This is a genomic window from Novosphingobium sp. (assembly GCF_040079535.1).
Lineage (GTDB): Bacteria > Pseudomonadota > Alphaproteobacteria > Sphingomonadales > Sphingomonadaceae > Novosphingobium.
In genome coordinates this window covers 17,678-39,504 of sequence record NZ_JBEBKB010000003.1, presented here as the reverse complement: position 1 = coordinate 39,504, position 21,827 = coordinate 17,678, and the positions used below count along the sequence as shown (strand labels likewise).

Genomic DNA, 21,827 nt, shown 5'->3' with positions numbered 1-21,827 from the left:
GACTTTAGATGGTCCGCCCACGATCCTTGATCCAGACATCGGTTCCATAGATTGAGCCGGCGGCAAAGGCTGCGGCGCGGCGTCCGAAGCGCACATACGAAAAGGGCGGCCCGCAAAGGCCGCCCTTACCCCTAATCGAATAGGATTATGCCGGTTCAGTCGGCCTTTTTGGCCAGACGGCGGCGGCTGAAAATGCCGGCTGCGGCCGCACCGAACAGCAGCATCATCGGCGGGGCCGGCACATCGGTGCCGCCGTTCGACGTGGTGGTGGTGGTGTTGCCCGAGCTGGTCGAAGTGGACGACGAGGTCGACGAGCTGGTCGAGCTGGAAGAGCTGACGTTGCCCGAAGTGGATGAGCTGGTTGAGCTGGATGACGAAACATTGCCCGACGAGCTGGACGAGGTAGACGAATAGTTCCCCGAACTGGTCGAAACATTGCCCGAGCTGGTCGTGCTGGTTACGCCGCCGGTCGAAGTCGATACGCCCCCGGTTGAGGTCGATACGCCGCCGGTTGAAGTTGAGACACCGCCGGTCGAAGTGGTCGAGCTGGAGGTGATCCCGCCGGTGGTGGTGGTGCTGGTCAGCCCGCCGGTCGACGATGAGGTGGAGCCGCCCGAAGTTGAGGTGGAACCGCCCGAGCTGGAGCTGGTGATGCCGCCGGTAGTGGTCGAGGTGACCACGACGCTGCCGCCGCCGCCCGAGCTGCCGCCGAAGAAGCCGCCAAAGAAGCCGCCGCCAAAGCCGCCGCCGCCGCTGCCGCCAACGATCACCGTCTGGCCGCCGCCGCTGCTGCTTTCAGGCATCGGCTGGGGGGGAAGCTGCGGCATCATCGGCACCATCGCCATTTGCGGCTGCTGCGGAGCGCACGAAACGCTGCGGGTTACCACACGGCGGATCTTGCGCTGGCGCTTGTACTGGGGGGCTACGGCAATCCGGTGCGTGCGCTTGCGCTTCACCTTGGGTGCCGGGCCACGCTTGGGAGCATGCTTCACGTAGGTCACCTGCGCAGCCGGGGCCTCAGCAACGTGGACTGCACCGCCCCCGACTACTGCACCGCCAGCGGCAAACGCCGCGAGTTTCACAAGTGCCATCCGTACCGACATAGCTTTTGCCTTCTTTGCCTGTTGGGGCGTTGATTGCCGGCAGCCCTGTGCTGCCAATTCGCCCCTGTAGACATAAAAGGCATCAGTTCTGTTAAGCCGACAATCGCATTAACCGTGTTTTTGCTGGCCCGATCCGGGAAAAGTGCATTTTGTGTGCAGCGCCGCACCGACCTGTCCCATTCTGGAACCGAACCGGGCGGAAATGCGAACGCCAAACCCGCTGATAGCTATGCTGCGCCCGAATCGCCGGGATCGAACAGTCCGGCCTGGGGCCCGGTTGGCGGGGTGATTCCCAGGTGCGCCCAGGCCCGATCGTTCAGGCAGCGCCCGCGCGCGGTGCGGGCGATCAGGCCCAGCTGGATCAAATACGGCTCAATCACCTCTTCCACCGTATCGCGTGGTTCAGACAGGCCCGCCGCCAGCGTTTCCACCCCCACCGGACCGCCCTTGTAGATATCGGCGATCATGTTCAGGTAACGCCGGTCCATCGTATCAAGGCCCAGTGCATCAACCTCTAGCCGGGTCAGCGAGGCATCGGCGATGGCCTGCGTGATCGTGCCATCCCCCGCGACATGCGCAAAATCGCGCACCCGCCGCAGCAGCCGCCCGGCGACCCGCGGCGTGCCGCGGGCGCGCCGGGCAATCTCGCGCGCGCCGCCGCTTTCAATCCCGATGCCAAGCAAGCCCGCGCCGCGCGTGACGACGCATTCGAGTTCATCAACAGTATAAAAATTCAGCCGCACCGGAATCCCGAAGCGGTCGCGCAACGGCGTGGTCAACAATCCCTGCCGCGTGGTCGCGCCGACAAGTGTAAAGGCTGGCAGATCAATCCGCACCGAGCGCGCCGATGGCCCCTCGCCGATGATCAGATCGAGCGCGCGGTCTTCCATCGCCGGATAGAGCACTTCTTCGACAATCGGATTGAGCCGGTGAATCTCGTCGATAAACAGCACGTCGCCGTGCTCAAGGTTGGTCAGCAACGCGGCGAGATCGCCGGTCTTGGCAATAACAGGCCCGCTGGTGGCGCGGAACCCCACCCCCAGCTCGCGCGCGACAATCTGCGCCAAAGTGGTCTTGCCCAGCCCCGGTGGGCCATAGAACAACACATGGTCCATCGCCTCCCCGCGCGACTTGGCGCTTTCGATGAACACCGAAAGGTTGTCCTTCGCCGCCGCCTGCCCGACGAATTCGGCCAGCGTCTTGGGGCGGAGAGCCGCGTCTGCGTCTTCCGGCTGGCGCTGGGTTGAGAGGAGGGGGTTATCGGTCATTGCAATCCAAAACCAACCCAGCTTCGTCACCCTGAACTTGTTTCAGGGTCCATTTCGCCCCACACCCTGCCCTATGCGGCAAGAGCGGCTTCCTTGCGTTTATATTCTGGCGAGCGGGCACTACGGCACGCTTTACATCGGGGTTACGTCCGATCTGATTGCGCGGCTGTGGCAACACCGGAATGATGCGCTGCCGGGATTTACGTCGCGGCATAAGATCCACCGGCTGGTTCATTACGAACTGTTCGGCGAGATAGAGCCAGCGATCCTTCGCGAAAAGCAGCTCAAGCGTTGGCACCGGGCGTGGAAGATCAACCTGATCAACGAGGGCAATCCGCAGTGGGGCGATTTGGCCGTGGGGCTGGGTATGCCGCCGCTTGGGTCGGGTGAACGGCCCGATGGACCCTGAAACAAGTTCAGGGTGACGGATTTGGGAGAGGTGCATGTGAGGAGTCACCCAGCCGCCCTTTTCAGCCCGACCCGGATCAGCGCATCCAATCCCGCATCCTCACCCAGTTCCTCGATCGCCCGCGCCACGGCCATCGTTGCCACTTGCGGCTTGAAGCCCAGATTCTGGAGCGCCGAAACTGCATCGGAACTGGCCGATCCGGCGGGCGCTGCGGCGATCATCCCGCCTGCCGCGGCGGGCATCGCCCCGGCTTTATCCTTCAATTCATTGACGATCCGGCTGGCCAGCTTGGGCCCCACGCCTTGTGCGCGGGCAACCATTGCGGCGTCGCCGGCCCCGCAGGCGCGGGCCAGTTCATCGGTGGAGAGCGCCGAGAGCACCGCCAGCGCCATCTTGCTGCCCACGCCCTGCACGCCGGTGAGCAAGCGGAACCATTCGCGTTCGGCGCCGCTGGCAAAGCCGATCAGGCGCATGTCGTTTTCGGAGACTTGCAGTTCGGTATGGACGGTCACCCGGTCCCCCCGCACGCCCAGCGCGTCAAGCGTCTTGGCGCTGCAGTGGACCAGATAACCCACGCCCGAAACATCGATCACGGCCCAATCGGGTCCGAAGTCATCAAGCGTTCCGGTTAGCCGTGCGATCATGGTTTGTTCTATGGCACAGCGGGCACAGCCGGTCTAGCCCCGCGCTTCGCCGTGCCCCAGCGGCCCGCTGCCTGCCCCAAAACCCGGCGCGGCGCGCAAGGCAGAGCGAACGAACAGCCGGGCCCGGTCCACCGCTTCGGCCAGTTCCAAGCCTTTGCCCAGATAAGTCGCGATCGCGCTGGAAAGCGTGCAGCCGGTGCCGTGGGTGTGGCGGGTGTGGATCCGGCTGCCCGACATCACGTGTGGCGCGCTACCTGGCACCATCAGCACATCGTCCACGCGCTCTCCCTGCGCATCGCCGCCTTTGGCAAGGTAGGTTACGCCGCGCGCCTGCATCGCTTCGTGCCCGCCCAGCGCCGCCAATTCCGCGACATTTGGCGTGGTCAGCGTGGCCAGCTGCATCAGGCGTTCAAAGGCTGCGATGGTCGCGGCGTCGGCCAAAGCCGCGCCGCTGGTGGCCACCATAACCGGATCAAACACCACCGGCACACCCAGCGCCGCCAGCCGATCCGCCACCACGCCGGCAATTTCGGGTGAGCCGAGCATGCCGATTTTTACCGCATCGACCCCGATATCCGAAACACAGGCATCGATCTGGGTCGCGATCAGTTCCGGCGACAACACTTCGACCCTGGTCACGCCCAGCGTATTTTGCGCGGTGATCGCGGTGATCGCGCTCATCGCATAGCCGCCCAGCACGGTGATGGTCTTGATATCGGCCTGAATGCCAGCGCCGCCAGAACTGTCAGACCCGGCGATGGTCAGGATGCGGGGCGGGGGCATCAGCCCCCCTTGGCCGCCAGATATTTGCGCAGGGTGCCGGGTGGATGCTTGGCGTGGTGTTTCTCTGCGCGGCTCGGCCGGTCCATCAGCTCGCCGCCGCAATTGGGGCAGCGTTCATCCAGCGCATCGGCGCAAGGACTGCAAAATGTGCATTCAAAGCTGCAGATGAACGCGCCGGGCTGCTGCGCGGGAAGATCGGCACCGCAGCGTTCGCAATCGGGGCGCATCTCAAGCATCGGCCGCTTCCTTTACCGCATCGCAGATCGCATCGACCACCTGTTCCACCTGGGCGGCATCATCGCCTTCGGCCATCACCCGGATCACCGGTTCAGTCCCCGATGGGCGGATCACCAGCCGGCCTTTGCCGCTCAGCTGCGCCTCGGCATCGGCAATCACGGCTTTTACGCGGGCGTCATCCAAGGGTTTGCCCCCCGCAAAGCGCACGTTCTTCAAAAGTTGCGGAACCGGATCGAACAGGTGCAGCAGTTCGCTGGCCTGTTTGCCCGATTTGACCAGCGCGGCCAGCACTTGCAGTGCCGCCACGGTGCCATCCCCGGTGGTGGCATGATCGAGCAGGATCATGTGGCCCGATTGCTCTCCGCCCAGATTGAAGCCATCGGCCCTCATTTTCTCAAGCACGTGGCGATCGCCCACCTTGGTCCGTTCCAGCTTCAGCCCGCGTCCGCCAAGAAAGCGTTCGAGGCCCAGGTTGGACATGACCGTGGCAACCACGCCGCCGCCCTTCAGTTCGCCGCGATCGGCCAGCTGGGTGCCGATCAAGGCCATCAGCTGATCGCCATCAACCGTCTGGCCTTTTTCATCGACCACGATCAGCCGGTCAGCATCGCCGTCCAGCGCAATCCCGATATGCGCGCCGCTGGCAACCACGGTTTCCTTGACCAGAGCCAGGTGGGTCGATCCGCACTTGTCGTTGATGTTGATGCCGTTGGGCTGCACGCCGATGGCCACTACTTCGGCGCCCAGTTCCCAGATCGCGCTGGGTGCCACCTGATAGGCCGCGCCATTGGCGCAATCGACCACGATCTTGAGCCCATCAAGCCGGACATCATCGGGCAGCGCGCTTTTGACCGCGTGGATATAGCGCCCGCGGGCATCGTCGATCCGCCGCGCCCGGCCGATCTGGGCCGAGGCGGCCAGCGCCAGATCCTCACCCAGCATCGTCTCGATCGCCAGTTCATCAGCATCCGACAATTTGAAGCCATCGGGGCCGAACAGCTTGATCCCGTTGTCTTCATAGGCGTTGTGGCTGGCAGAGATCATCACGCCCACATCGGCGCGCAATTCGCGGGTCAGCAGCGCCACGGCAGGCGTTGGCAAGGGCCCGGTAAGCACCACGTCCATGCCCACGCTGGTGAAGCCAGCAACCAGCGCGTTTTCCAGCATGTAGCCAGACAGGCGGGTATCCTTGCCGATCACCACGCGGTGCTTGTGGCTTCCGCGCAGAAACCGGGTGCCCGCCGCCTGGCCGACTTTCATCGCGGTGGCAGCGGTCATCACCCCGGCGTTGGTCTTGCCCCGGATTCCATCGGTGCCGAAATAGTTACGTCCCATAGCCCCGCCTATAGACTTAAAAGTGTTCAGGAATTGCTATGTCGCACACCGCCGCTAAAGTCACGCCCACAAGATGATAAGCGCAAGGGAGCGATTGCATGCAAGCACCAGCCGAAGCGGCCAAATTCCCGGAAATCAAGGTTCCGGCCGGGCTGACCTTTACCGGGCTGGTGCTGGGCTTTGCCGTGGGAATTTTGCTGCAGGGCACCCCGGTGCTGGCGCAGATCATGGTCTTTGCAGAACCGGCCGGCCAGCTGTGGCTGCGGGCGCTGCAAATAACGATCCTGCCGCTGGTGATCGGGCTGGTCTATACCGGCATTTCGCAAACCCTGGCGGCAGCGGGCGGGGGCAAGCTGGCCCGGCGCGCGGTTGCGCTGTTTTTTGCGGTGCTGCTGGCAGCGGGCGCGATGTCGGCCATTGTGGTGCCGATGCTGCTGGAATTTTCTCCGATCCCGCCGCGCGCGGTGGCCGCTTTGGGCGGAGCGGCAAGCGATGCCGGTACTGTCCCCGGTTTTTCGCAGATCCTGCTGGCGATGATGCCGGAAAATATCTTTGCCGCGGCTGCATCGGGGGCGATGCTGCCGATTGTGCTGTTCGTCGCGGTGTTTGCAGTTGCCGCGACCCGGATTGCCGATGCCGCGCGCCGTCAGCTAGCCGCCGTGTTCGAAGGGCTGGCTGCCGCGATGATGGTGGTGATCGGCTGGGTGCTGGCTCTGGCGCCGATCGGGGTGTTTGGACTGGCTGCGGCGGTGGCCGCGAACAGCGGAACCGATGCGATCAGCGCCCTGGCGCACTATATCCTGATCGTCAGCGCGGCCGGGCTGGTGGTAACGCTGGGTGGCTATGCCATCGCTGTGCTGATCGCGCGCCAGCCGCTGGGGGATTTTGCGCGGGCGATGCTGCCGGTTCAGGCGGTTGCGCTTTCCACCCAAAGTTCGCTGGCTTGCCTGCCTGCGATGCTGGCCGCGACCCGCAAGCTGGGTGTGCGCGAGGCGACCGCCGATTTCGTTCTGCCGCTGGCCGTCGCGATTTTCCGCGGGACCAGTCCGGCGATGAATATGGGGGTGGCGATCTATGCCGCTTACCTAACCGGCACGCCGCTATCGCCGTTTGTGCTGGCGGTGGGCGTAGGCGTGGCATTCCTTGTCTCGCTCAGCTCGGTATCGCTGCCCGGCACGCTCAGCTTCATCATTTCGGTTGGGCCGATCGCCAATGCGATGGGCGTCCCGATCGCGCCGCTGGCGCTGCTGGTGGCGGTGGAAATCTTGCCCGATCTGATGCGCACACTCGGCAACGTGACGATGGACGTTGCGGTGACGGCTGCGGTGGACAAGGGGCGGGAGTAAGGGATTTTTGATCGGTGCGCTATTCACGTCCGTGAAAAGCTTGGCCTATCCGGCCCACTCCCCCGGCCCGGCCAGGCCAAGGCCGATGCCTTGCTCGCACTAATACCAGCCAGAGAGCTACAATCCCTTTTCGTAAATCGTGTATTCCTTGTTGACCGTGCTTTCGATCGCACCGGCGATCGCGTTCATGCCCTGATTGTCATCCAGCACCCAGCCGATCTCTCCGCGCTTGGCGCCATAGTTGGCCAGCGCATTCTGGCGGATCGTCTCGATCATCATGAAGGCCAGCTGGCTGGCCAGCCGGCTTGACTGGTGCTTTTTGAGCACGCCCATCAAGGGCACGCGCATGGTCTTGGTGCGGGGCTTGCGCAGCCACCACAGCAACTTGGCCCAGCCAAACGGAAACAGGTTTCCGCCCAGCGGCTGCAACACTTCGTTGAGGTTCGGCAAGGTCATCATGAAAGCTACCGGCTCGCCCTCATATTCGGCGATCATGATCAGATCTTCGCGCACGATCGGTTTGAACTTCTTGCCGGCATAGGCGATTTCGCGATCGGTGAACGGCACGAAGCCCCAGTTGTCTGACCAGGCATCGTTCAGGATGTGCAGGATGATGCCCGCTTCGGTATCGAATTTTGAGCGATCGACATTGCGGATCCGGATCTTGGCATTGCGCTGGCCCGATTGGACGATCCGCTGGATCAGCGGCGGAAAATCCTTGGTAACGTCCAGATCGTAGGTCCGCAGCACCTTGGCCGGGGTATAGGCCATGGCTTCGATGTAATGCTGATACCGTTCGGGTTGATGCCCCATCATCACGGTGGGGGGATGATCAAAGCCCTTGGTCAATTGGCCCGGCTCTTCCCAGACCGACATCGATAGCGGGGCCAGCACGCGGGTCATGCCCTTGTCGCGCAGCCAATCTTCGGCCCGGCAAATCAGCGCCTTGGCAACCGCCTCATCCTCAGCCTCAAGCAAGCCCCAGTTGCCGGTGCCCGGGCCCATCCCTTGCGCCGGGTCCATCGCGGTGGCCAGGTGATCAATATGCGCAGAAATCCGCCCAACCGGCTGGCCGGCGCGGTGGGCCAGAAAGAATTGCACATCGGCATGTTCGAAGAACGGGTTCTTGGCCGGGTTGACCAGCTCTTCGGCTTCGATCCGCAGCGGCGCCACCCAATTTGGGTCTGATCGGCCCAGCCGATAAGCCAGATCGACAAATTCGCCCAGCTCTGCCTTGTTGCCAACCGGGGTTACGGTTATTTCTGCCTGTGCCACGATGCTGCCTTTGTTCAAGGTCAATGAGACCCGTAATCTTGCCCGCCACTACGCCAAGCCGGGCTGCAATGGAATGATTTGATGACCGTTCAGGAAAAGATCAATGCCCCGCTGCCCACTGCGCCGATCCCCGATGATATGGCGATGCTGCGCGCGGCGGTGGATCTGACCCGCGATATTTCTGCGGCCAAGGCCAGCATCTATTGGCCAGACATGCTGGGTTCGGCCGCGATTGGCTATGCCGGGATCGCCGGCGCGATCCTGCTGCATGGCTGGCAGGCCTGGGCCAGCGCCGGGATTGCCGTGCTGTTTCTGTATCGCGCGCTGCTGTTTATCCATGAATTGACCCATATCCACCGCACCGCGCTGCCGGGCTTCCGGTTCGTCTGGAACCTTGTGGCCGGTATTCCGATGCTGACCCCGTCGTTCATGTATGAAGGGGTGCACACGCTGCACCACGCCCGGACCAAATACGGCACGATCGAGGATCCGGAATATCTGCCGCTGGCCTTGATGAAGCCGTGGTCGCTGCCGGCGTTCATCCTGATCGCAGCGTTGCTACCCATCGGCCTGCTGATCCGCTGTGCGGTGCTGGTCCCACTGGGTGCGGTAATTCCGCCTTTGCGAAAGCTGGTGTGGGAACGCGCATCATCGCTTTCAATCAATCCCGATTTTCGCCGCCGCCCGCCTGAAGGAGACTTTGCGCGGATGGTGTTCTGGCAAGAACTGGGAGCAGCGGTGTGGGCCTGGGCCTTGCTGGCCAGCACCCAGTGGCTGGGCTGGCGGTGGCTGGTGATCGCGCTTTGCGTGGTATCGGCAACCGCGGTGTTCAATCAGATCCGCACCCTGGTGGCGCACCTGTGGCAGAACGATGGTGCGGCGATGACCGTCACCGCGCAATACCTCGATTCGGTCAACGTTCCCCCGCCCGAACTGTTCGCCCCGCTGTGGGCCCCGGTGGGTCTGCGCTATCACGCGCTGCACCACCTGCTACCCAGCCTGCCATATCATTCGCTGGGTGAGGCGCACCGGCGGCTGGCGGGGCACCTTGGGTCTGGTTCGACATATGAGCGGGCCAGCTATCCGGGCCTATGGCCGCTGGTTGGCCGGATCGCGCGCAGCACGATGATCCGGCGTTAGGGATGTTGACCCGCTGACGCCGGTGCGGAAAGCCCATCCGGGGCTCTCTTGGCCTGGCCAGCCCCGCTCCCCTACTCCTCGGTTTTGACCAACACCGTTTCGCCCACCAGCAGGAACAGCAGGAACGGCGCCCAGGCCGCGATCAACGGTGGGTATCCGCCAAAATTGCCCATTGCCAGCACGGCATTATCGACCACGAAATAGGTGAATCCCAGCGCCATCCCCAAAACCGCGCGGATCAGCAGTGTCCCCGATCGGGCCAGGCCAAACGCCGCGACTGAGCCGAGCAGCGGCATCAGCAGCGCCGAAAGCGGTCCGGCAAATTTGTGCCACCATTTCGCTTCAAGTTCCGAAGTGCGGCGGCCCGATGCCTTCATCGCCTTGATCGAGCCGGCCAGCGAAAACACGTTCTGCCCTTCGGGATCGACCCGGCCCAGCGCCAATTGCACGGGGCTGACACCGGGCGCAATGATCTGGCTGGGCTGGCTGGTCTGCGCGGTTGTGGCCACATCGAAGCGGACCGGATTGTCCAGCCGCCAACCAGGCGCAGCATAGCTGGCGTGCGGGCTGCGCAGCTGTTCCACCACCATCCCGGCCGCATCGCGCCGATACCAGGTTACCCCTTCCAGCCGGGTTGCCGCGCCTTGGCCCGAAACGGTCTGCGCGGTCAGGATATTGGGCCCATCAGGCACATAGACGTTCGTGCGCACCCCGGTGTCTTTGGGCAGCGGCTTGTAACGCGCCTTGTTCCACTGTTTGAGCACCCCGGTGCGCGGGGCCACAACGGTTTCGTTGAAGGTGAAACTGATCAGCGAGATTGCCGCAGCAGTCAGCAGCATCGGTGCCAGGATCTGATGTGCCGAAAGGCCGGCCGCGCGCATCGCGATCACTTCGCTGTTCTGATTGAGCGGCCAGAAGGTGAACAACGTGGCCAGCAGCACCGAATAGGGCAGGAACCGCGCGATCAGCTGCGGCACGTTGAGCGAAACATAGTACCACAGCTCAGCCTCACCATTGCCGGGAACCGCCAGGATATCGCCGCTTTCAGACAAAAGCTGGAGCATTTGCAGCACCAGCACCAGCAGGAACAAAACCCCGACGATCCGGGAGATGAACAGCCGCGCCAGATAAAGCGTGATCGTGCGCGAGGGGAACAGATCGCCAAACATCAGGTCTGCTCCGGCTTGATCCGGCGGTCACGATCGAACAGCTTGCGTACCCGTTTGCCCAGATTGGCCGCGGCCTTTTCCAGCGCGCCGATCGGTTGCCCGCCCGGAACATAGGCGATCCGCCAGAACAGCCAGACGATCAGCAGCGCAAACAGCACAAATGGCCCCCACAGGATCAGTTCGGGCGGGAACCGGCCCTGCGCTGCGGCGGCCTGGCCGTATTCGTTGATCTTGTGATAGGCCACCACCATCAGGATCGAAAGGAACACCCCCAGCGACGATGACGAGCGTTTGGGCGGCACAGCCAGGGCCACTGCCAGAAGCGGCAGCAACAGCATCATCATCACCTCTACCATCCGGTAGTTCAGGCTGGCCCGCGATGAATTGCGGGTCTGCTCGGTAACGGCGTTGCTCCAGCCGATCCGCAGCAGTTCAGGCAGGATATATTCCCGCTCCTTGCCGCCGCGCTCGCGAAATTTCTCGATCGCGGGCAAATCGATCGGCAGATCGTGGCGCGCGAATGAAAGCACCCGCGGGCTTTGCCCGGGTTCGTCCTGCACCAGCTGGCCCTGGGTCAGACGCAGGATGATCGTATCGGGGCTGCCCTTCAGCGCAAGGAAGGTGCCCTCGCGCGCAGAGATTGTAACAACCTGGCCCTTGGGTGAGGAAAAGCGTGCAAAAATACCGATCAGATGCCGCCCATTGTCGCGGCTCTGATCAATCCGCAGCGCCATCCGGTCTTGCAGCGTAGTAAATTCGCCAACCTTGATCGAAGCCCCCAGCGCGCCCGAACGCAGTTCGAAGTCCAGCCGTTCGTACCAATATCGCGCCTGCGGCTGGAGGTAGCCGACAATCCCGAAATTGAGCGCGGCCAGCACCAATGTAATCACAAACGGAACCCGCAGCAGCCGGGTATAGCTGAGCCCCACCGCGCGCATCACATCAAGTTCGCTGGTGGTGGCCAGCTTGCGAAAGGCGAACAGGATCCCCAGCATCAGGCCCAGCGGAATCGCCAGGCTGGCATATTCTGGCATCAGATTGAGCAGCATCTGGAACACGATCTTGATCGGTCCGCCTTCATTGCCGACAAATTCGAACAATTTCAGCATTTTATCGAGCACCATCAGCGATGCTGCGATCAAAAACACCGCCAACATCGGCATCAAGACCAGCCGGAATATGTAACGATCAATGGCAGGAATGAATTTCACGCAGGTCCTGGCGGAAGAGAGGGCACGATTGCCCATAACCGGGCAGGCTGCGCTGCGAAAGCGCTAATGGTATTGCGCCAGATCATGGCGCGCGGCACAATCGCAGGTTAGGGTGCTGCTGAATTTACGGCAATAGGAGCAACAGGCATGGAAGCAATCCCGGGAAAGCCACCCGAAACGCATGCCGTTGAGCGGATTGGTTGGCTGCGCGCGGCTGTGCTGGGCGCCAATGACGGGATCGTTTCCACCGCCAGTCTGATCGTGGGCGTGGCCGCCGCCGCCGCCGGCAAGCCTGAAGTGCTGGTTGCCGGGGCAGCGGGGCTGGTCGCTGGAGCATTCTCCATGGCAGCGGGGGAATATGTCTCGGTCTCAAGCCAGGCTGATACCGAACGCGCCGATCTGGAACGCGAAAGGCGCGAACTGGCTGAGCAGCCTGAGTTCGAGCTTCAGGAACTGACCAATATCTATCGCCAGCGCGGGCTGGGCGAACCGCTCGCCAGGCAAGTTGCTGAAGCGCTGACCGCGCACGATGCGTTGGCCAGCCATGCCCGTGACGAACTGGGCCTGGCCGAAATGCACCGCGCGCGGCCCTTGCAGGCGGCGGTGGCTTCGGCCGCAACCTTTGCGCTGGGTGCGGCGCTGCCACTGGTAACGGCAGTATTGCTGCCAATGGCCACTCTGGCCGTGGGCGTATCAATCGCGGCGCTGGTGTTCCTGATGGCGCTGGGCGCGCTGGGCGCCAAGGCTGGCGGCGCACCAATGGGCAAAAGCGTGCTGCGGGTTACGTTCTGGGGCGTGCTCGCAATGGCCGCTACATATGCGATCGGCAGTTTACTGGGTACGACTGTGGGGTGACTGCGCGATAACCATTGGCCTTCCTGCACTTGGCCCTACGCCTTCTCCAGCGTGCATTGCAGCGGGTGCTGGTTCTGTTTGGCGAAGTCCATCACCTGGTTGACCTTGGTTTCGGCGATTTCATAGGTGAAAACCCCGCAAACCCCGACGCCCTTTTGGTGGACGTGCAGCATCACCCGGGTTGCAGCATCAAGGTCCATCTGGAAAAACCGCTTTAACACTATCACCACGAATTCCATCGGGGTGTAATCATCGTTGAGCAGCAGAACCTTGAACTGGCTGGGTTTTTTGGATTTGGCGCGGGTCTTGGTGGCCAGGCCGATCTGGTGCCGGCCGCCATCCTCGCCGTCGCTGTCATCGGCAGCGCGGATGGTCTGTTCGGCAAGGGCAGGGTTGTGCATCATCGGATCAAAATATCGCATTCAATGGGTAAAGAACAAGTGCCCATCGCTCAAAAACCAAACGGGCCGGACAGCGCGTGGCTGTCCGGCCCTGATTGGGCTCGCGGCGAGGTGGGGAGAGGGGATCACCAAACCGCGAGGAACGGCTGCCTTTAGGCGGCCTGCTTGACCTTTTCGACCGCGAGGCTGACGCGGGTCTGGATCGGAGCGAAAGCTTCGGTGGCGAGCTTCACCATGGTTTCCGAGCGCTTCGAACCGGTAGCAACCGCAGCGTCAAAGTTGCGGCGCAGGATTTCACCCTGCAGCTTGAAGAAATCAGCCGGCGACTTGACGGCGGCGAGTTCCTTGACGTCGGCGGTCATGGTTTCAAGCGCAGTCTTGCCTTCGGCAACCACGTCCTGGCCCAGGGTTTGCAGGCCAGCGGCCAGAACCTTGCCCGAAGCAACCAGGGCTTCAACGTTGCCCTTGGTGAATTCAACGCCTTCGCCGGCATAGGCCTGGGTCTTTTCAAACGCGGTCTTGGCGCGTTCCTGGGCATCGGCAACAACGTCCTGAACCTTGGCGGAGAAATCTTCGGTGGCGGTCTTGGTCTTGGTCATGATGGTATCCTTCAAAGTCGAGATGGGGGCAATCTTGGCTGGCGCCTTGTTGGCGGCAGCCTGCTTGGCAATCTTCTTGGGTGTGGCGGCCTTCTTGGCCGGAACCTTCTTGGCCAGAACCTGCGCGGCAGGAGCGGCTGCTTCAGCCTTCACTGCGCTGCCGGCTTCAATCTGCGCGGCCGCAGCGGCATAGGCCTTTTCGGCAGCAGCTTCGGCCTTGGCGGCGTCAATCTTTGCTTCGGGGGCAGTAGCCATTGTCACAAATCCTTCTAACCGGGACCGGAAAAATCCGGCCTCATGTTGCAGTGCACAAAGTAGTTATTGCACCTGCGAAGTCAAGGAGTTTTTGTGCAGTGCAGCATAAACCGCATTAACCACTAAATCTGAATGATTTAATTGGATTTCACATAGCGCCCGGGGGCATCCTCAATCACCGAATCACCCTTTGCCCCGGGCACCCGCTTGCCGTTTACCGGTACTTCGGCGGCATCCTGGCTGCGGATCCATTCGATCCAGTGCGGCCACCAGCTGCCCGGTGTTTCGATCGCACCGGCTACAAATTGATCGAGGCTTTCGGCTGCGCCGGGATTGGTCCAGTACTGATACTTCCTGGCGCTGGGCGGGTTGACCACGCCCGCGATATGGCCCGATCCGGCCAACAGAAAGGTTTTGTCCCCGCGCAAATGATCCATCAGCTTCCAGACGCTGGCAGCCGGGGCAATGTGGTCTTCGCGCCCGGCCTGGATATAGGTCGGCACTTCGATCCGGGTCAGATCAATCGGGGTGCCATCCGCGCTGAGGCAATCGGGAACCACCAGCTTGTTGTCGCGGTACAGGTCCTTAAGGTAGGCCATATGCCACTTGGCCGGCAGATTGGTGACATCGCCGTTCCAGTGCAGCAGATCGAATGCCGGATAGTCTTCGCCCAAGAGGTAGTTCTTGATGACATAATTCCAGATCAGATCGTTGCCGCGCAGCATGTTGAAGGTGAAGGCCATATAGCGGCCATCAAGATAGCCCTGCTTGGCTGAAAGCTTTTCCAGCGCGGCCAGCTGCTGATCGTCGATGAACACCTTGAGCTCGCCCGAAAGTTCGAAATCGACCTGGGCGGTAAAGAAAGTCGCGCTCTTTACCTTGCCGGCCTCTCCGCGCCGGGCCAGCAGCGCCAGCGTGGCGGCCAGCGTGGTTCCGGCCACACAATAGCCAATGGTGTGGACGCTGTTCACATCCAGCCGGCTGCGAACATGGTCGATCGCATCGATCTGGGCCCGGATGTAATCGTCCCAGACCAGATCGCGCATGCTTTCATCGGCCGATTTCCACGAAACGACGAATACGCTCAGCCCTTGTTCCACGGCCCAGCGGATGAAGCTTTTTTCGGGGCTAAGGTCGAGAATGTAGAACCGGTTGATCCAAGGCGGAAAGATCAGCAGCGGCACTTCCAGCGCGTTCGGTGTGGTCGGGCTGTACTGGATCAATTGATAGAGCGATGTTTCGTGGACGACTTTGCCGGGGGTGGCCGCGATATTCTCGCCCACTTTGAAGGCCGCCGGATCAACATGGGTCAGCTGGCCGCGCTTCAGATCGGACAGCAGGTGCTGCATCCCCTTGATCAGGTTTTCGCCTTTGCTGGCGATGGTTTTTTCCAGCACCACGGGGTTGGTCAGCGGGAAATGAGCCGGGCTGAGCATTTCGGTTAGCGTGCGGGCCGCGAATTTCAGCTGCTCACTGCGGGCTTGATCGCCGCCGCCAGCGCTATCGGTCCCGGCGCTTTCGGCCCCAGCACTTTCGGCCAGAGCCTGCACTTGTTCGGCCAGCATCAGATAGGTCTGGTGGACCAGCGCATGAAACGGCTGTTCGCGCCATTTCGGATCGGCAAACCGGCGATCCTTGCGCGGCAGCGCAGGGCCATCTTGCGCGGCCTCGCCCGCCTGGGGGCCTATTCCGTATTGCCCCAGGACACCCTGCCACAGCGACAGGCTTTCTTCCCAGAACTGCTTTTGGCGCGCCGGTTCGCCCAGCGGCAGGGCCTTGAGCCAATCCTGCATCACCGGCACGAATTGGCCCAGGCCGCCCAGAATATCGGGCGCCTTGGCAAACGCGTCGGCCGCACCGCCAGCGGCTTGCGCCTGTTCGCGCTGGAATGTCAGCCACTGGGCCTGCAATTGCTGGGCAACCGCGGTCCACTGCGCCATATCGCCGCCGGGATCCCCGGAACCCGGCTGGCCGGTGAACTGGGCAAACAGCTTTTGCGGGGCTTCAAACATCGCGGCCAGCATTTCACTGCCGGGCAGGCCCTTGGCCGTCTGATCGCTCATCCGCAGTGTCTCCTAGCGGGCCTTGCAGCGAACCGCACCGGCCCGGTTATATTGCCCGTGGAACTTGGGCATCGATTCTGAACGACCGCCAAAATCATGGCCATCGCCAAGATACAGCTCCATCTCACGGCCTCCGGGGGCTTCGGGGTTTTCCCAGTTTTCGATCTGGATGTTTTTCTTGCCCGATCCCCATTTGCCGTGGCCCTGAAGCATGCTGGCAAAGGCGTTCTTGGTCAGGAAGCGGAACAGCACAGGCCCGCACTGGCCCTTGTCACCCACGCTGACCCCGCAGAAATCCTTGCCACAAGGCGCGATGTCGATCGTCTTGTAGGGCCGGCCCTTGGCCGAAAAACGCTCATTGGCATCGGATATGGTCCAGCGCCCGAAATAGGGGCTGAGCTTGGGCGCGGGCGGCACCGCGCTGGCCATCACGCTGATGGACAGGGCAAGGCCAATCGACAGACCGGCAATCGGATGGGATAAGAACTTCATGGACCTCTCCAGCTTTTCAAAAGCGATACCATCCAGCCCGGCGCGTCAGGCGGTGCGTCTGGTGCTTCTAGCAGGATTGACGGCGTTTGTAATCTATACTGCGGGCAAGGCGGTTTATTCGCCGTGGCAGGTTGATGATTTTCCCGATGCGCTGGCGATCAAGATGGAACTGATGCCGATCACCTTCGCGGTGCATATGGTCAGTGGGGGTGCAGCGTTGTTGCTGGTCCCGATCGCACTGCTGCTGCGCCGCCACCCGCGCTGGCATCGCTGGGCCGGACGGATCGCGGCGGCCGATGTGATGGTGGCCGGGCTGACGGCCTTTCCGGTTGCGCTGATCGAGCCGGTGACCCCGGTTTCGGGCTGGGGCTTCGCGGCGCAAGGCGCGGTCTGGCTGGTGCTGCTGGTTCTGGGCATCTGGAATATCCGCCGCCGCCAGATCGCCGCCCACCGCGCATGCATGCTGCTGATGGCGGCTACCACCACCGGTGCAGTGTTTTTCCGGGTCTATCTGGCGCTGTTCGCGATTGGGGGCAGTTACCGCCATTATGCGCTGTTCTACGCAACCGATGCGTGGCTTGCCTGGACTGTGCCGTTGGCGGCCATGGCGTTGTGGCTAAAACGCACTGGCGCAATGCCGCGCGATCCCCGATAAGGCCCCGGCCGCTGCATCCTGCGCCGTAAACTCTGGAAAGGTCCAATGTCCGAAGAATTCTACCGCATCAAGCGACTGCCGCCCTATGTCATCGCCGAAGTCAACGGCATGCGGGCCGAAGCGCGCGCCGCGGGCAAGGACATTATCGACCTGGGAATGGGCAATCCCGATCTGCCCCCGCCGCCGCATGTGATCGAAAAGCTGTGCGAAGTGGCCCAGAAACCTGACGCGCATGGCTATTCCGCATCGTCTGGTATTCCCGGTGTGCGCAAGGCCCAGGCCAATTATTATGGCCGGCGTTTCGGGGTTGATCTGGATCCAGAGACCGAAGTGGTCATGACCATGGGTTCAAAGGAAGGTCTGGCCAGCCTGGCCACCGCGATCACCGGGCCGGGCGATGTGGTGCTGGCGCCTAACCCCAGCTATCCGATCCACACCTTTGGTTTCATCATCGCCGGGGCAACGATCCGGTCTGTACCGACCACGCCGGATGAGAATTATTGGCGCGCGCTGGAACGGGCAATGGCCTTCACCGTGCCGCGCCCATCGATCCTGATCGTCAACTATCCGTCCAACCCCACAGCCGAAACGGTCGATCTGGCATTTTACGAGCGGCTGGTGGCCTGGGCCAAGGAAAACAAGGTCTGGATCCTGTCTGACCTGGCCTATTCCGAACTCTATTACGATGGCAATCCAACGGTTTCGATCCTGCAGGTTCCCGGCGCAAAGGATATTGCGGTAGAGTTCACCTCAATGTCGAAAACCTTTTCGATGGCCGGCTGGCGGGTTGGCTTTGCGGTGGGCAACCAGCGGCTGATCGCGGCGCTGAAGCGGGTGAAAAGCTACCTTGATTATGGGGCGTTTACCCCGATCCAGGCGGCGGCCTGCGCCGCGCTTAACGGCCCGCAAGATATTGTTGAGGCTAACCGGACCCTTTATCAAAAGCGCCGCGACGTGCTGACCGAAAGCTTTGGCCGCGCCGGGTGGCATATTCCCAGCCCCAAAGCATCGATGTTCGCCTGGGCCCCGCTGCCCCCGGCGCTGAAAGACATGGGCAGCCTTGAATTTTCCAAGCAGCTTTTGACCCATGCCGAAGTCGCGGTTGCGCCGGGCGTTGGGTATGGCGAGGAAGGCGAAGGCTTCGTGCGGATTGCTCTGGTCGAAAACGAACAAAGATTGCGCCAGGCCGCACGGAACGTTCGCCGCTATTTGCAAAGCATGGGGATCAATTCCTCAGCGGCGTGATTCGCCCACAACATCCTTGGGCGCTGCGGCCTCCCCCTATTGCGCGGGGCAAGCGAATTGTGCAGCCATGGAGCTTCCGGGGCATTCCAATCGCATAGGGCTTGTGAGGGCACCATGCGCCTTTTTCGCTGGTTTTCGGCGGGGCCAGTCCCTGCTGCATATGATTTGCGCCAGCTTGGCTGGCAGCTGCTGGCCGATTCGCGTTCGTCTGGGAGAGCGGCTGCGCATGTCGTGCTGGGCTGCCCGCGCCAGGTTCCGCTCAACCAATGGCTTGGCCTTAGCGGCGCCAGCCTGGTCCAGCGCAAATGGATGATGATGCTTGAGGTTGAGGAATCACTTGAGCGCGCGCGGATGCTGCGGTTGGGCTTTGGCGATGCGCTTGATCGCCAACTGACCCTGGACGAGCTTGAACTGCGCGCGATGCGGCTGGCCGAACTGGCGCAATCGCTGCCGCGATACCGCCAGGCCGGGCCGCTCAGGCTGGATCTGCTGGCCCGCGACGGGTTTGTGGCAGGCCGCGCGTTGGGCCTGCATCCGCGTGAGTTTTCGCTGATCTGGCGGCTTACCGAAACGCCCGAAGAAGACGTCAGCGCAAGCGAGCTGTTGCACGATGTCTGGCGGCTTTCCTTCCGGCCCGAAACCAACAGCCTGGCGGTTCATATCAGCAGGCTGCGCGCCAAACTGCGGATCGCCGGGATTGACGGCATGGTCGAAACCACCGAACTTGGCGGTTATCGGCTGGCTGAACACAGCACGATCGGGCTGGTTCGGGATTGGGGGCTGGACGGCCACTTGCGGATCGGCGAAATAACCGCAGCCTTTTGATCGAACCGGGGAACTAGCCAAGCATGGACCTTACCGTAAATCCCGCCGGCCGCATCGCCATCACGATGGATGCAGACGGTGTCGCCCAGGTCCGCCTGTCCCGGCCTGACAAGATGAATGCGCTTGATCCAGACATGTTTGCCGCGCTGATTGACGCAGCCCGGGTGCTTCATGGTCTCAAAGGGCTGCGCTGCGTGGTGCTCTCGGGCGAAGGGCGCAGCTTTTGTGCCGGGCTTGATCTGACCAGCATGGCCAATACCGACCGCCATGACCGGACACCCCTGACGACAAGAATCTATGGCCAGGCCAACATGCCCCAGCAGGTGGCGCTGCAGTGGCGCAAGTTGCCGGTTCCGGTGATCGCAGCGGTGCACGGGGTTTGCTTTGGCGGCGGGCTGCAGATCGCCAGCGGAGCCGATTTCCGGGTGGTTGATCCCACCGCACGGCTGGCGGTGATGGAGATGAAATGGGGGCTGGTGCCCGATATGGCCGGCTATGCCCTGTGGCGCGGAACCGTGCGCGATGATGTGCTGCGCGAACTGACCTATACCAACCGCGAATTCAGCGGGGCCGAAGCGCACGAACTGGGTTTTGCCACGATCGTCGATCCCAATCCGGTCGCCCGGGCCAATGCCATCGCCGCCGAAATCGCCAATCGCAACCCCCATGCCCAGCGCGGCGCCAAGCGGCTGTTTGGCGATTGGCTGCATGCCAGCGAGGCTGAGATCCTGATGGCCGAAAGCGTTGAGCAACAAGCGCTGATCGGGACGAAGAACCAGATCGAAGCGGTGATGAGCCAGATGCAGAAACGCAAGGGCAATTTTGCGGATGTCTGATTGGTTTTAGAGTGGTTTGTGTTTGTGCGGAAAGCCTCTTCGGGCTTTCCTTGCCTGGCCGGCCCGCTCCCCCGGCCCGACCACCCGTTTAAGGTACCCTGTGGGTGGTCGGGCCGGGGGAGCGGGCCGGCCAGGCCAAATTGATCGCAGAGGCGATCAGCCTGCCGAACAAAAACTCAACACTCCACCACGTTCACCGCCAGCCCGCCAAGCGACGTTTCCTTGTACTTGTCGCGCATGTCGAGCCCGGTCTGCCGCATCGTTTCGATCACCTTGTCAAGGCTGACGTGGTGGGTGCCATCGCCCAACAGGGCAAGGCGCGAGGCGTCGATTGCCTTCACTGCGCCCATCGCGTTGCGTTCGATGCACGGGATCTGGACCAGCCCGCCAACCGGATCGCAGGTTAGTCCCAGATTGTGCTCCATCCCGATTTCAGCGGCGTTTTCGATCTGTGCGTTGGTGCCGCCCATTGCCGCCGTCAGCCCGGCCGCCGCCATCGAGCAGGCCACCCCTACCTCACCCTGGCAGCCCACTTCGGCGCCCGAGATTGACGCGTTTTTCTTGTAGAGAACGCCGATTGCCGCTGCCGTCAGCAAAAAGGCGCGGCGCGTGGCAGATGTGCCGCCATAGCAGCGATCGTGAAACCGCAGCACTGCCGGAATGATCCCCGCGGCACCATTGGTTGGCGCGGTTACAACTTGCCCGCAGGCCGCATTTTCCTCGTTAACCGCCATTGCCCACAGGTTGATCCAGTCCAGCACGGCCAGCGGATCGCCCAGGTTCATGCCCTGCTTTTCGGCCAGATCCCGCGCCAATGCCGGGGCCCGGCGCCTTACCTTGAGCCCGCCTGGCAGGGTCCCTTCATTGCGGCAGCCCCGATCGATTGAATCGGACATGGCCTGCGCGATCCGGTCAAGTCCGGCCTCAACCTGCTGCGCCGGCGCGCGCGAGCATTCGTTGGCAAACATCAGTTCGGCAAAGCTTTGCCCGCTGGCCTGGCCCAGTTCCAGCAGCTCCTCGCCCGAGCTGAAATCAAACGGCAGTGCCAGATCCTGGGCATCGGCGCCGCTGTTTGAGCCCGCCTCATCCTCATCGACAACAAACCCGCCGCCGATCGAATAGTACATGCGCCGCGCAAGTTCGGTTCCATCGCCATCAAATGCGGTCAGCGCCATCGCGTTCGAATGGAACGCCTGGCGCTCACGCTGGAGGAACTGGATATCGGCCGCAGGATCGAACGCTACCGGATGGCGGCCCAGCAGGTGAACCGTTCTGGCGGTGGCAACCCGTTCCAGCAAGGCGCCAACCGCATCGGTATCGACTGTGGCCGGCACTTCGCCGCACAGACCCAGGATAATTGCCGTATCGGTGGCGTGGCCCTTGCCGGTCAGCGCCAGCGAACCATAAAGCTGGACCAGCACCCGCGCGGCCGCATCAAACTGCCCGCGCGCTTCAAGCCAAACCAAAAAGCGCCGTGCGGCCACCATCGGCCCGACCGTGTGCGAACTGGACGGGCCAATTCCGATCTTGAACAAATCAAAAGTGCCAAAGCTCATGATCCAAAACTCATGGCAAATTCTAGCTCCCCCGCTGGGCAGTGCCGATTGCAGGCGCTGGCCGTGATGGTCTGCGGCCATAGGCGCAAGCCGCCGCCCTGCCAAACCCGCAGTGACCCGCTTTA

The 21,827-nt window shown here is 62.4% G+C and carries 22 protein-coding genes; 8 read left to right on the top strand and 14 right to left on the bottom strand.

What is annotated here, in order from left to right; translation table 11 throughout:
- Nucleotides 1-155: 155 nt before the first annotated feature.
- On the bottom strand, nt 156-1,103 hold the full coding sequence (locus ABL914_RS01820; RefSeq protein WP_391561441.1) for a PEP-CTERM sorting domain-containing protein: 948 nt from the start codon (nt 1,101-1,103) through the stop codon (nt 156-158).
- Between the two features lie 227 nt (nt 1,104-1,330).
- Entirely contained in the window at nt 1,331-2,371 is a 1,041-nt protein-coding gene (gene ruvB, locus ABL914_RS01815; protein WP_391561440.1) for a Holliday junction branch migration DNA helicase RuvB, read from the bottom strand.
- A 73-nt stretch (nt 2,372-2,444) separates the two neighbouring features.
- On the opposite strand from ruvB, the gene ABL914_RS01810 reads away from it, so the two are divergent.
- On the top strand, nt 2,445-2,780 hold the full coding sequence (locus ABL914_RS01810; protein WP_391561439.1) for a GIY-YIG nuclease family protein: 336 nt from the start codon (nt 2,445-2,447) through the stop codon (nt 2,778-2,780).
- A 44-nt stretch (nt 2,781-2,824) separates the two neighbouring features.
- Here the strand turns inward: ABL914_RS01810 and ruvA are convergent, their stop codons facing one another.
- Genes ruvA through glmM form a run of 4 tightly spaced genes read right to left on the bottom strand, consistent with a single transcriptional unit; the run spans nt 2,825 to nt 5,779 of the window.
- Nucleotides 2,825-3,424: a Holliday junction branch migration protein RuvA gene (gene ruvA / locus ABL914_RS01805; RefSeq protein ID WP_391561438.1), complete on the bottom strand. Its 600-nt coding sequence runs from the start codon at nt 3,422-3,424 to the stop codon at nt 2,825-2,827.
- Nucleotides 3,425-3,457: 33 nt separating this feature from the next.
- The gene (thiD, locus tag ABL914_RS01800; RefSeq protein WP_391561437.1) at nt 3,458-4,207 is read right to left on the bottom strand and encodes a bifunctional hydroxymethylpyrimidine kinase/phosphomethylpyrimidine kinase; all 750 of its coding nucleotides are present in this window, start codon (nt 4,205-4,207) and stop codon (nt 3,458-3,460) included.
- Nucleotides 4,207-4,443: a DUF1272 domain-containing protein gene (locus ABL914_RS01795; RefSeq protein ID WP_391561436.1), complete on the bottom strand. Its 237-nt coding sequence runs from the start codon at nt 4,441-4,443 to the stop codon at nt 4,207-4,209. Before ABL914_RS01795 ends, thiD begins: the two co-directional genes overlap by 1 nt.
- Entirely contained in the window at nt 4,436-5,779 is a 1,344-nt protein-coding gene (glmM, locus tag ABL914_RS01790; protein ID WP_391561435.1) for a phosphoglucosamine mutase, read from the bottom strand. Before glmM ends, ABL914_RS01795 begins: the two co-directional genes overlap by 8 nt.
- A gap of 98 nt (nt 5,780-5,877) precedes the next feature.
- Here glmM and ABL914_RS01785 point away from each other — a divergent pair, with 98 nt between their 5' ends.
- Entirely contained in the window at nt 5,878-7,125 is a 1,248-nt protein-coding gene (locus tag ABL914_RS01785; RefSeq protein ID WP_391561434.1) for a dicarboxylate/amino acid:cation symporter, read from the top strand.
- A 117-nt stretch (nt 7,126-7,242) separates the two neighbouring features.
- Here ABL914_RS01785 and ABL914_RS01780 read toward each other — a convergent pair whose 3' ends face one another.
- Nucleotides 7,243-8,400 carry an N-acetyltransferase gene (locus ABL914_RS01780; protein WP_391561433.1) on the bottom strand — a complete coding sequence of 386 codons (1,158 nt, stop codon included), beginning with the start codon at nt 8,398-8,400 and terminating at the stop codon, nt 7,243-7,245.
- An 81-nt stretch (nt 8,401-8,481) separates the two neighbouring features.
- Between ABL914_RS01780 and ABL914_RS01775 the strand changes: the two genes are divergently transcribed.
- Nucleotides 8,482-9,540 (top strand): fatty acid desaturase family protein, encoded by a 1,059-nt coding sequence (locus ABL914_RS01775; protein WP_391561432.1) that lies wholly within the window; start codon nt 8,482-8,484, stop codon nt 9,538-9,540.
- 71 nt (nt 9,541-9,611) lie between these two features.
- Here ABL914_RS01775 and lptG read toward each other — a convergent pair whose 3' ends face one another.
- Both lptG and lptF read right to left on the bottom strand, forming a co-directional pair.
- A complete protein-coding gene (lptG, locus tag ABL914_RS01770; RefSeq protein ID WP_391561431.1) occupies nt 9,612-10,709 on the bottom strand; it encodes an LPS export ABC transporter permease LptG in 1,098 nt (365 codons plus the stop codon).
- Nucleotides 10,709-11,920 (bottom strand): LPS export ABC transporter permease LptF, encoded by a 1,212-nt coding sequence (gene lptF, locus ABL914_RS01765; RefSeq protein ID WP_391561430.1) that lies wholly within the window; start codon nt 11,918-11,920, stop codon nt 10,709-10,711. Before lptF ends, lptG begins: the two co-directional genes overlap by 1 nt.
- Before the next feature lie 147 nt (nt 11,921-12,067).
- On the opposite strand from lptF, the gene ABL914_RS01760 reads away from it, so the two are divergent.
- Nucleotides 12,068-12,775 carry a VIT family protein gene (locus ABL914_RS01760; RefSeq protein ID WP_391561429.1) on the top strand — a complete coding sequence of 236 codons (708 nt, stop codon included), beginning with the start codon at nt 12,068-12,070 and terminating at the stop codon, nt 12,773-12,775.
- Nucleotides 12,776-12,810: 35 nt separating this feature from the next.
- Here the strand turns inward: ABL914_RS01760 and clpS are convergent, their stop codons facing one another.
- The 4 genes from clpS to ABL914_RS01740 form a co-directional block, all read right to left on the bottom strand.
- Nucleotides 12,811-13,197 (bottom strand): ATP-dependent Clp protease adapter ClpS, encoded by a 387-nt coding sequence (clpS, locus tag ABL914_RS01755; RefSeq protein ID WP_391561428.1) that lies wholly within the window; start codon nt 13,195-13,197, stop codon nt 12,811-12,813.
- Between the two features lie 131 nt (nt 13,198-13,328).
- Nucleotides 13,329-14,030, bottom strand: a complete 702-nt coding sequence (locus ABL914_RS01750; RefSeq protein WP_391561427.1) for a phasin family protein — start codon at nt 14,028-14,030, stop codon at nt 13,329-13,331.
- 137 nt (nt 14,031-14,167) lie between these two features.
- Nucleotides 14,168-16,093 carry a PHA/PHB synthase family protein gene (locus tag ABL914_RS01745; RefSeq protein ID WP_391561426.1) on the bottom strand — a complete coding sequence of 642 codons (1,926 nt, stop codon included), beginning with the start codon at nt 16,091-16,093 and terminating at the stop codon, nt 14,168-14,170.
- Nucleotides 16,094-16,105: 12 nt separating this feature from the next.
- Nucleotides 16,106-16,585 carry a hypothetical protein gene (locus tag ABL914_RS01740; RefSeq protein WP_391561425.1) on the bottom strand — a complete coding sequence of 160 codons (480 nt, stop codon included), beginning with the start codon at nt 16,583-16,585 and terminating at the stop codon, nt 16,106-16,108.
- On the opposite strand from ABL914_RS01740, the gene ABL914_RS01735 reads away from it, so the two are divergent.
- The 4 genes from ABL914_RS01735 (at nt 16,584) to ABL914_RS01720 (ending at nt 20,146) form a co-directional block, all read left to right on the top strand.
- Nucleotides 16,584-17,240 (top strand): DUF2306 domain-containing protein, encoded by a 657-nt coding sequence (locus ABL914_RS01735; protein WP_391561424.1) that lies wholly within the window; start codon nt 16,584-16,586, stop codon nt 17,238-17,240. The genes ABL914_RS01740 and ABL914_RS01735 overlap by 2 nt on opposite strands.
- 45 nt (nt 17,241-17,285) lie before the next feature.
- The gene (locus ABL914_RS01730) at nt 17,286-18,485 is read left to right on the top strand and encodes an LL-diaminopimelate aminotransferase (RefSeq protein WP_391561423.1); all 1,200 of its coding nucleotides are present in this window, start codon (nt 17,286-17,288) and stop codon (nt 18,483-18,485) included.
- Between the two features lie 114 nt (nt 18,486-18,599).
- Nucleotides 18,600-19,310, top strand: coding sequence for a winged helix-turn-helix domain-containing protein (locus ABL914_RS01725; RefSeq protein ID WP_391561422.1), 711 nt, complete (start codon nt 18,600-18,602; stop codon nt 19,308-19,310).
- A 23-nt stretch (nt 19,311-19,333) separates the two neighbouring features.
- Entirely contained in the window at nt 19,334-20,146 is an 813-nt protein-coding gene (locus ABL914_RS01720) for a crotonase/enoyl-CoA hydratase family protein (protein ID WP_391561421.1), read from the top strand.
- 176 nt (nt 20,147-20,322) lie between these two features.
- On the opposite strand, the gene ABL914_RS01715 is transcribed toward ABL914_RS01720, so the two are convergent.
- Nucleotides 20,323-21,702 carry an L-serine ammonia-lyase gene (locus ABL914_RS01715; protein WP_391561420.1) on the bottom strand — a complete coding sequence of 460 codons (1,380 nt, stop codon included), beginning with the start codon at nt 21,700-21,702 and terminating at the stop codon, nt 20,323-20,325.
- Nucleotides 21,703-21,827 lie beyond the last annotated feature (125 nt).

Coding starts and splice junctions, on each gene's coding strand:
- ABL914_RS01820 (WP_391561441.1), bottom strand. CDS start 1,103: ATGTCGGTACGGATGGCACTTGTGAAACTCGCGGCGTTTGCCGCTGGC.
- ruvB (WP_391561440.1), bottom strand. CDS start 2,371: ATGACCGATAACCCCCTCCTCTCAACCCAGCGCCAGCCGGAAGACGCA.
- ABL914_RS01810 (WP_391561439.1), top strand. CDS start 2,445: ATGCGGCAAGAGCGGCTTCCTTGCGTTTATATTCTGGCGAGCGGGCAC.
- ruvA (WP_391561438.1), bottom strand. CDS start 3,424: ATGATCGCACGGCTAACCGGAACGCTTGATGACTTCGGACCCGATTGG.
- thiD (WP_391561437.1), bottom strand. CDS start 4,207: ATGCCCCCGCCCCGCATCCTGACCATCGCCGGGTCTGACAGTTCTGGC.
- ABL914_RS01795 (WP_391561436.1), bottom strand. CDS start 4,443: ATGCTTGAGATGCGCCCCGATTGCGAACGCTGCGGTGCCGATCTTCCC.
- glmM (WP_391561435.1), bottom strand. CDS start 5,779: ATGGGACGTAACTATTTCGGCACCGATGGAATCCGGGGCAAGACCAAC.
- ABL914_RS01785 (WP_391561434.1), top strand. CDS start 5,878: ATGCAAGCACCAGCCGAAGCGGCCAAATTCCCGGAAATCAAGGTTCCG.
- ABL914_RS01775 (WP_391561432.1), top strand. CDS start 8,482: ATGACCGTTCAGGAAAAGATCAATGCCCCGCTGCCCACTGCGCCGATC.
- lptG (WP_391561431.1), bottom strand. CDS start 10,709: ATGTTTGGCGATCTGTTCCCCTCGCGCACGATCACGCTTTATCTGGCG.
- ABL914_RS01760 (WP_391561429.1), top strand. CDS start 12,068: ATGGAAGCAATCCCGGGAAAGCCACCCGAAACGCATGCCGTTGAGCGG.
- clpS (WP_391561428.1), bottom strand. CDS start 13,197: ATGCGATATTTTGATCCGATGATGCACAACCCTGCCCTTGCCGAACAG.
- ABL914_RS01750 (WP_391561427.1), bottom strand. CDS start 14,030: ATGGCTACTGCCCCCGAAGCAAAGATTGACGCCGCCAAGGCCGAAGCT.
- ABL914_RS01745 (WP_391561426.1), bottom strand. CDS start 16,093: ATGAGCGATCAGACGGCCAAGGGCCTGCCCGGCAGTGAAATGCTGGCC.
- ABL914_RS01735 (WP_391561424.1), top strand. CDS start 16,584: ATGGACCTCTCCAGCTTTTCAAAAGCGATACCATCCAGCCCGGCGCGT.
- ABL914_RS01740 (WP_391561425.1), bottom strand. CDS start 16,585: ATGAAGTTCTTATCCCATCCGATTGCCGGTCTGTCGATTGGCCTTGCC.
- ABL914_RS01730 (WP_391561423.1), top strand. CDS start 17,286: ATGTCCGAAGAATTCTACCGCATCAAGCGACTGCCGCCCTATGTCATC.
- ABL914_RS01725 (WP_391561422.1), top strand. CDS start 18,600: ATGCGCCTTTTTCGCTGGTTTTCGGCGGGGCCAGTCCCTGCTGCATAT.
- ABL914_RS01720 (WP_391561421.1), top strand. CDS start 19,334: ATGGACCTTACCGTAAATCCCGCCGGCCGCATCGCCATCACGATGGAT.
- ABL914_RS01715 (WP_391561420.1), bottom strand. CDS start 21,702: ATGAGCTTTGGCACTTTTGATTTGTTCAAGATCGGAATTGGCCCGTCC.